This is a genomic window from Paraburkholderia sp. GAS42 (assembly GCF_050436565.1).
Classification (GTDB): domain Bacteria; phylum Pseudomonadota; class Gammaproteobacteria; order Burkholderiales; family Burkholderiaceae; genus Paraburkholderia.
Genome location: NZ_JBNDML010000040.1, coordinates 21,049 through 28,358 on the forward strand (window position 1 = coordinate 21,049; position 7,310 = coordinate 28,358).

Annotated in this window: 7 protein-coding genes and 1 pseudogene; 3 read left to right on the forward strand and 5 right to left on the reverse strand. The window is 58.0% G+C overall.

Going from position 1 to position 7,310, the window contains the following annotated elements:
* The first annotated feature begins 321 nt into the window (after positions 1–321).
* The gene (locus tag P3T16_RS33450; RefSeq protein WP_429345467.1) at positions 322–696 is read left to right on the forward strand and encodes a hypothetical protein; all 375 of its coding nucleotides are present in this window, start codon (positions 322–324) and stop codon (positions 694–696) included.
* An 86-nt stretch (positions 697–782) separates the two neighbouring features.
* Here P3T16_RS33450 and P3T16_RS33455 read toward each other — a convergent pair whose 3' ends face one another.
* Positions 783–1,511 carry a transporter substrate-binding domain-containing protein gene (locus tag P3T16_RS33455; RefSeq protein ID WP_429345468.1) on the reverse strand — a complete coding sequence of 243 codons (729 nt, stop codon included), beginning with the start codon at positions 1,509–1,511 and terminating at the stop codon, positions 783–785.
* A gap of 318 nt (positions 1,512–1,829) precedes the next feature.
* Here P3T16_RS33455 and P3T16_RS33460 point away from each other — a divergent pair, with 318 nt between their 5' ends.
* A complete protein-coding gene (locus P3T16_RS33460; protein ID WP_429345469.1) occupies positions 1,830–2,201 on the forward strand; it encodes a helix-turn-helix domain-containing protein in 372 nt (123 codons plus the stop codon).
* Between the two features lie 327 nt (positions 2,202–2,528).
* On the opposite strand, the gene P3T16_RS33465 is transcribed toward P3T16_RS33460, so the two are convergent.
* The 4 genes from P3T16_RS33465 to P3T16_RS33480 all read right to left on the reverse strand — a co-directional run bounded on the left by P3T16_RS33465 (position 2,529) and on the right by P3T16_RS33480 (position 6,838).
* The gene (locus P3T16_RS33465; RefSeq protein ID WP_429345470.1) at positions 2,529–3,347 is read right to left on the reverse strand and encodes an MBL fold metallo-hydrolase; all 819 of its coding nucleotides are present in this window, start codon (positions 3,345–3,347) and stop codon (positions 2,529–2,531) included.
* 382 nt (positions 3,348–3,729) lie between these two features.
* Entirely contained in the window at positions 3,730–4,719 is a 990-nt protein-coding gene (locus tag P3T16_RS33470; RefSeq protein WP_429345471.1) for a zinc-dependent alcohol dehydrogenase family protein, read from the reverse strand.
* Between the two features lie 206 nt (positions 4,720–4,925).
* The gene (locus P3T16_RS33475; protein WP_429345472.1) at positions 4,926–5,840 is read right to left on the reverse strand and encodes a LysR family transcriptional regulator; all 915 of its coding nucleotides are present in this window, start codon (positions 5,838–5,840) and stop codon (positions 4,926–4,928) included.
* A 689-nt stretch (positions 5,841–6,529) separates the two neighbouring features.
* Positions 6,530–6,838 (reverse strand): hypothetical protein, encoded by a 309-nt coding sequence (locus P3T16_RS33480; protein WP_429345473.1) that lies wholly within the window; start codon positions 6,836–6,838, stop codon positions 6,530–6,532.
* 200 nt (positions 6,839–7,038) lie between these two features.
* Here P3T16_RS33480 and P3T16_RS33485 point away from each other — a divergent pair.
* Positions 7,039–7,310: pseudogene (locus P3T16_RS33485) on the forward strand (IS21 family transposase); the annotation flags it as partial.

Sequence of the window (7,310 nt, forward strand, 5' to 3'; positions counted from 1 at the left end):
ATCACAGCTGCCATAGCCCGCGTAGTTGATGGATTTATGCCGACAGGGCGCAGCCGACCGTCGCGGCGCTACCGACAGCCCGAGCAGGACATCCAGCGTGTCCCATCACAACAATTGATCGCCGTGACCGCGTGCCTGCCTGGTCCTGGGTCACGGTTTGAACGAGTGGAACCGACCTGCTGCCATACGCAGTCGACCCACCGGGGACGCTCGGCTTTCCGCGAAGCGGACATTCAAACTGATTAAGCGCTGCCCGCCAGACGAGGGGCCGAGTATGACCAATCACTCGGAAAGCATCGCCTCAGGCGACGCCGCCCTTCATTGCTTCACGGGCGCGATACGCTCGGCTGGTTCCTTTTATTTATCGCCGGATATACGGTCATCGAAACAATCATGCTCCCGGCACTGGAAACCATGACAGCATCGTTGGCTATCGACGGAAGCCAGGGAACGTTCTTCGGGATGCTGAGTGCCGCAGGGGCACTGGGTGGCACCGCTGGTTACTACACTGGTAGTTGGCTCAACTTGAACGGAACATCGCTCGAAACATGGACGACATTCGGCAGCGTCGGGGCAATCGGATTCGCAGCGTCCGCGCTGATACTTCCGACAATTCCGCGCCAGGTGTCGCTGGAGCAGGCGTGCGGCAGCAACACAGCGGCCTTCACCGAAAGCTGGCAGCGAGCACTCATTTGAGTGACAAGCTTGAATGTCTCTTCATCGCCGACCCCGGACGCTGGAGGCAGCCTGGCATCAGTGGCCCCTAAGGTTGCTTGATTGATTCAACGGACAACTACAGGATCGATCTCCTTATGTGTGAGGCCGAAATTCGCCATGCGAGCGCGATGGTCGGGGGAGCCCAGATATAAGCGAAGCTGCCTGTTCACCGCATTGAGCAGATCGCCGCTGCTCTTGTTAAACGAGAATGCCCCGCTCGGGGAATGTGGCTTGCCATTCTTTTCGGGCACGTGCTCAACTGCCTCAAGCATCGAATCGCCGATACGGTCCGCAAGTACGCGATTTCCCAACGCGGTGCTCGCATACGCATCGATCGCCCCTGAGCGGACTGCTTTAATTGCGTCGGCCTGTTGCTCGAAAATGACGATCTGGTCCTCGCTTACGCCTGACGCTCGCGCCGACTCGTGCTGCACCTGCCCAGCAATGATGCCGAGGCGCGCATCGCGGCGCTCGGCGAGTAACGCATAGCTCTTGAGCGTTTTCGGATTTCCTGCGCGGACCAGGAAACCGTCCCCGGTCGCCCATACGGGCAAACTGAACGCGACCTGATTGGCCCGTTCAGGCGTAACGAAGAGCGGAACGTTCATATCCCAGCGGTCGGCTTCGACGCCAGACAGCAGTTCACTGAACGTCGTGAGGTGATGCTCGATCTGTGTGACACCGATGGCCCGAAGGACTGTATCAGCCAGATCAACGTCCGCTCCCGTGGCAGTCTGATCGGATTCTGTCCAGCCGAATGGGGGTTCTTCGATGTACGCGATCTTTACCTTCATTGCTTCACCTCGCCAAACCGGAATGGCCCATCAAATCCACAATGCCGATCGTCGACGATTCTACTTACATAATCGGACGTTGCCTTTTGGCCGCGTTCTGCCCGACGAGTCGGGCGCATGTCGACCCATTCCTGCGGGTCCACCCGGTGCATCCTCGACGGCAGTTTCCAAGGTACAACGGCCATCCGCTCGGTCGTCTCGGTCGTGGGGACGGGGTGTCTCACCCTACCGTAACCATCGGATGCTTTCCGAAGGCCGCACTAGTACGACATCCCGCAATTACTTTTAATAATTGGTGGCATGGTTTAGCCTGGCGGCATGAGCCGAGGTCGTCATGCAACGCCAGTGAAGCTGGCCAGGAAGGACAGAGAGAAGCTGCTGGCGCTGATCAGGCGCACGACGGCTGCACAGCGTGATGTGACGCGGGCGCGCATCGCGTTAATGGCCCATGAGGCCTGCTCAAGCGCAGCGATCGCGCAGGAACTGGGCGTGTCCGTGCAGACGGTCAGCCTGTGGCGCCAGCGCATTGCGCGGCAAGGCGCGCGAGGTATCCGGGAGGGCGAGCGTATCGGTACACAGAGCATCTCAATACGGCCTCCGGGCGTTAGTTGTAAGCGGAAGCGGCTTGAGGTGGGGATGTCCCGGCGATGCGTACGAACTCACTTCACTTCGGCGTCGTCTAGCGCGTGACCGAATTCGTGAGCAAGTCGTTGATTAGGCGGAAGTGGCGGTCTCACTAATTCTGGCTCCCCGCATGTTGTGCAGGGAAACGGAATTGGTGAGACTGGGGGCGCTTGTCGTGAGACTGGAAAAACGGATTCGGCCACTCTGCGCTGCCAGTTCGGTCATATCGAAAAAAAGGTACGCCGCCCGCTGACCTTCAGAGAGAGCATCTGATGGGTTGCCTGAGGAGTTGCGGAGCTTGGCACGGTCTCGGGACTTGCTGCCATGTGAGTGCTTACGCTCGGTTCAAGCACATCAAGCGAATACATTCGTCTTTGCGTTGATGGGCGTCGTTCAGACAACAGGCGACCACAGGTCATAGTTCAGGATGTACGCGTTACCTTCTCGCTGAACTGAGCCGGCTGTCGGAAAATTGAAGTGCATGCCACTAATTGAAAGCTTGTCCGTCGCGACTCTGTCCAGCAGTTGCTTGCGCGTGTGTGCAGCCTGCGCTGAGTCGCTATCAAAAGCGATTGTAACCTCAGGCTGTGCCACCTGGATGTGCGGAAAATGGACAATATCTCCCCAAATGAGTAACGAGTCGGAACCGTCCCCCAGCAGATATCCGGTGTGGCCAGGAGTATGTCCAAAGAGGTTGACAGTCTGAATGCCTGGCAGAATCGCTTCTTGATGGAACGGCACCAGCTTCTCGCCGTAAGCGTTGAACGCGTTTCGCGCGACATCAAAGAATGGGCGGAAACCATCGGGCGCGTTCGAATAGATTCCTTCGTCGCGCCAAAACGCCAGTTCCCTCTCATGGACGAAGAGCTGCTGCACGTTCCTGAACACCGGGGTCTGAAGCGGCCCGGCAAGGCCGCCGATGTGGTCCGGATGCGCATGGGTCAGCAGAATCGTGTCGATTTGAAGTGGGTCAATGCCGGCCGCTGCGAGCGCGACTTGAAGTCGCCCACCCCAACCGTTGATGCCGCCCGCGCCGCTATCGATGAGGATCGTCCGGTCCGCAGTTTCGACAACATACGCGTTGATGTTCATCCGAGGCAAAGGTGGCACGCCACGTTTCTCGAGCAATGCTTCGGCCTTGGCAGCTTTGATACCGTCAAGCAATTCAAACGACACGTCGAGATAACCGTCACTCAGCATGGTAACGGCCATGTCTACTACCTTCTTTCGGTTAATGGCAGGCGCCTGGAATGTAGTTTGAGAGTTCACGATTACCTCTGAAGCTGATTGGTTGATATTGGGGCCGAACACTGAGTCGCTCACTCCGCACATCTTAGTCGCCGTCTCTCACCCGAATCGCTCAACTTGCTTCGTCAACTGCTCAAGTTGGGCGCGGGTGTGTGAAGTACGCGAATGGCGCGATGTTGCGCGGGGCAGTGAGCGTACGCGCCTTCATCGGACCGTCGGTCTTTCAACGTTACGCCGGTAGTAGTGCTGGAGTGCGAGATTTCAGAAGCGTGTCCCACAGTCCCGTTCCCTCAAAGTCACCGCCCTTGAATGGAAACGGCAAACTTTGAGGGAGGTGGTACGGCGGTTACAGTGTCACAACAATCTTGCCGACCTGACTGCCGGCTTCCATGTACCGATGAGCCTCAGCAATCTCTTCGAACGCGAAGACCCGGTCGATGACAGGGCGAAGTGCCTTGGAGGACAGGCCTTCAGAGATAAAGGCTATGGCCTGCTGCAGTTTCTGAGCGTCCTGAGTAATCTCGAACAACTCATAACCCTGAAGGACGAGGTGCTTGCTCAGAATCTCCATCACCGGGACCGGAATGTCCCGGGAGTCCAGGGCGCCGTACTGATAGTAGATTCCTTCGTGCGACATTGCCCGGAGAATGTTTCGAGCATTCGGTCCACCGACCGGGTCAAAGACGATGCGCGCACCCTTCCCACCGGTGACATTCATGATGTATTCGGTCAGGTCTGGCATATCGGAAAGGAGAACGTGGTCGGCACCGACTGCTCGCAGGGTTTCTTCCTTTTCCTTGCTTCGCGTCAGGGCAACCGTCGCCGCCCCGACCATCTTCGCAACCTGGATGGCAGCAAGCCCGACGCTGCTAGTCGCGGCGCCAATGATGACGGTATCAGCACTGGTCAGCTTGCCGTAGTTAATCAATGCACCATATGCGGTGACGAACATCATCCAGGTGGCCGCAGCTTCCTTGTGAGTTACGCCAGCCGGATTCTTTACTACGGCGTGTGCAGGAGCATTCACAACTTCGCCGTACATGCCATACTCGGCGAAAGAGAACGCGGGGACGACGCTCACCGGGTCGCCAATCGCAAAGCCATTCACGTTCGCGCCGATGACTACGACTTCGCCAGAGGCCTCGTATCCAAGCTTGGCCGGGAACTCGGGGGCGATAACGTATTTCCCGGTGCGATACATCACTTCTGCGCGATTGATACCTAAAGCTTTGACCCGAATCTGGACTTCGCCGGGTTGGGGCGGCGCCTCCTGGACGTCGTCAAACCGAAGCACTTCCGGACCGCCGATTTGATGAAAGCGAACAGCTTTTGTCATGACTTGATCTCGCAATGTCGTGGATGCCCTCTGCCGAAGTAATGGCAACTGGCAAGTGTTTGACACTGTAGGGAGACGGCACGACTAGATAAACGAATCCGGAGGTAATGAACTGTTGCTTCGCATCGAAACAATCCCCTGGGCACGCTGGCGACGACACGACCTGGTTTTTTGATTGTGATTTGGCCGGGCATCGAGCCCGGAACTCAGGACACCAGCCAGGTCTCGTTGAAGGTTGTGAGTTCATTCGCAAGCCATTGCGTGAAAACCTTCACACGCGGGGTCACGTATGCCCGACTCGGATAGAGCAGTGACACCGGCCACGGCTTCGGTCTGTGGGTGGAGAGAACCTCGACGAGTTCGCCCGACGCCAGGTGTTCTTCAACCATTATCCCTGGAGCCTGGATGAGCCCGAATCCTGCAACGCCGCAATGAACGTAGGCGTTCGACTCGTTGACGCTAACACTTGCGTTGCATGTAGCCGCAGTCTCCTCGCCGTCGGCGCAGAAGCGCCACGTCATTGGTCGGTTGTCGTGTCCTGACAGGAAGTTGATCCTTCGATGTGCGGATAGGTCCGACAGAGTCAGCGGAGTGCCGTATTCCTGCAAGTACCCAGGAGAAGCACAAGTCAGCATGACAGCCGCTGCAACCCTTCGTCCAATCAGACTCGAGTCAGGAAGGTCTCCGATTCGCAAAGCACAATCGACCCCCTCGGCAACCAGATCCACGGCGCGGTCGGTCACGCCAAGCACAAGTTCGAGGCTCGGGTACAGACGATTGAAATCGCGCAGCCGGTCCAGAAACGTTTGCTGTGAGAATGCGGCTGGAAGGTTAATGCGAAGCCGACCATGCATTGTTTCGCCAGTCTGGTTAAACATCGAGGTTGCATCGTTGATGCTGGCGAGAATCTCTTCCGTTCGTGCGTAGAACTGCTCGCCTTCCGCCGTTAGCGTGACGCTGCGAGTCGTGCGCTGAAACAACCTCACTCCGAGAGCTGCCTCAAGCTCCTGCACGGACCGGGTTACATGAGGACGACCGACCTGAAGCACTTCGGCAGCGTTCGTGAAACTGCCCAGCTCAGCGACTGAGCTGAAAACTTTCATTGCTTGCAGTAGTTCCATGAGTTCCCTCTGAGCTGAGCCGAGATGCGGCTAGGTAGGCCAATGCCAGCATTGTTCGTCTGCGAGGCAACAATTCGTTCAATCCTAGCGCATTTACCACGGCGCCGGAGAAACCAGCAATCGTAGAAACGGTTGCTGGCAGGCGAACACACTCAGTCTTTCGCAACCGGCGCAAGACGAACGGGTCTTGCCGTCCGGCCAGTCCAACTGATTCGCGTCGCAAATCCGGCTGATCCAGCGATTTCGCTTCCGTGTCGGGCTGGCGTGTGACCGAATTCGTGAGCAAGTCGTTGATTAGGCGGAAGTGCCGGTCTCACTAATTCCGTTTCCCTGCACAATCAGGCCGGGTTTGACAAGCAGGGAACGCATTAGACTCAATGAACACTCATCGCGACTCAACGTCATCGCCGTGAGCGCAGTAAAAACCCGCGTCCGGCACGGTCGGTTCATTCTGCTCAACGCTTGAAGGTCCGTTGGCAACGCGGAGCAGCCGTTCGAGTGTCCGCGCGTGTACCCCGGCGAGTGTCGGAAACTGGCCCGGATTCAGTGTGGCGCGAGCCGCTGTCAGGAAGAGCTTAGGGAGAAACAAAAAGCCGCTGTCCGTGAGAGCAGCGGCTTTTCTTACAACGGCTGGTGAATGAGGGCGCTTGTTCGCTTTGTGCTTGCGCCTGGTGCGTTATTAATTGCTGTTATTTGCCAGCCGGCGACACTGTGCCTGGGGTTGCCAGCGTGTTGTTGACCCCGTAAGCGCTGGTATTGGACGTCGAGCTAGTGTTCGTGCTCTGCTGCAGGCCCGAGTTCGCCGACCCTGCGATCATGCCGCTGTCCGAGTTGGTGGCGCCAGGCGTGCCGTAGCCGCTCGTTGCATTGGCCGGCGACACGGCGGCGGGCGACGCTACGCTCGGGGTCGCCAGCGTGTTGTTGCTTTGTGCATAAGCCCCGCCCGACAGCGCGAGTGCGGCGACAGCCGCGATTAATGTGCTGGTTGCCTTGTTCATGACCTGTTCCTCCTGGATTGGACTGGAATTTTGATGCAAACTGGGGGGCGACAATGATTTCGTCCGGTGTACCGACATTCATCTTGGCCGGTAGTGAGAAGTCGGAGGCGGCGTAGCCGCCGCAGACGACGAACTGCCGGCGGTGCCGGGTTGGCGAGGTCTAGGATGGCTGACTGAATCTAAAAAGAGGCGGTCAGCCCATGTCTGGAAGCCGCATTACCGACCAACAGGTGCGCCTCTACATGAACCATCGCAAACTTCATCCACAGAAGCTCGCTGCGGCGAAGTCAGGCATGAGCGAGCGTACGGCGCGACGCGTCGAACATGAAGCCGGACTACCGTCACAGCAGCCCCGGCGCTACTGGCGCTCGCGCCCAGATCCGTTCGCCGATGTCTGGGAGAGCGAAGTGGTCCCATTGCTACGCGCTGCGCCAAAGCTGAAGGCGATCACCCTGCTGCGCAAATTGCAGGA